This is a genomic window from Streptomyces flavochromogenes (assembly GCF_000717595.1).
In the GTDB taxonomy this organism is placed as follows: Bacteria; Actinomycetota; Actinomycetes; order Streptomycetales; family Streptomycetaceae; genus Streptomyces; species Streptomyces flavochromogenes.
Window position 1 is genome coordinate 1 of sequence record NZ_JNZO01000092.1, and the last position, 729, is coordinate 729.

Here is a 729-nt window from a genome sequence, read left to right on the forward strand (position 1 = left end):
GCTCAGCGCCCGAAGGTCCCCGGTCCGGCCACCGGGCTCCGTGGAGCGCAGCGGGTGAGCGGCCCGTTCCAGGGACCGTACGAGGCGTGTCTCCCGGTGCTCAGAGCCGGAGCCGGCGGGCACGGCCGAGGCGGCGGACCCGGCGGATGGGGTCGAGGACGCTCGGACGGCCGGTGGTGCGGCGGACGCGGGAGCGGTCACCGCCGTGGCGGCCAGCGCTCCCGTGAGCGCGAGGAACCCTCGCCGACCGGTCGTCCTTGTGTACTCCTGCATTGCGATCACTCCTTCTGTACGACGGCTCCCCAAGCCGATGAAGTGATCTTCGTGTCCTGGGGCGCGGACTGCGCTGGGGTGCCCCACCGGCTTCTTCGGGGGACAGCCCCACCGCGTTCGCACCCGCTGGCGGGATCGTCCGGCGGATCCCTGACCAGCAGGGTTGATCGGGAACACCAGGATTCACGAGGAAGAGAACCTCCCCTGTGTTCAGCTTGAAGTCGGCCGGCCGCCGCGCGACGCGCACCACTGCCGTTGGCGCGCTCGCCGTCGCGACATGCGCCACTCTGATGGCCGGCAGCGCCGGGGCGATCGTCAACGGGACTGATTCCACGGAGCGCTATCCGTTCATGGCGTCGATCCCCGAGTCGGCCCCGAAGTACGGCGTGTACGACGGCAACTGCGGGGCGTCGCTGATCGATCCCCAGTGGGTGCTGACGGCGGCCCACTGCGTCA

1 protein-coding gene and 1 pseudogene are annotated in these 729 nt (G+C 70.9%); one reads left to right on the forward strand and one right to left on the reverse strand.

The features are described from left to right. Window positions 1-273, reverse strand: a pseudogene (locus IF00_RS46610) (erythromycin esterase family protein); the annotation flags it as partial. 206 nt (window positions 274-479) lie between these two features. On the opposite strand from IF00_RS46610, the gene IF00_RS0140360 reads away from it, so the two are divergent. Then, window positions 480-729: trypsin-like serine protease (locus IF00_RS0140360; protein ID WP_030327099.1), on the forward strand; the 250-nt coding region annotated here is incomplete at its 3' end.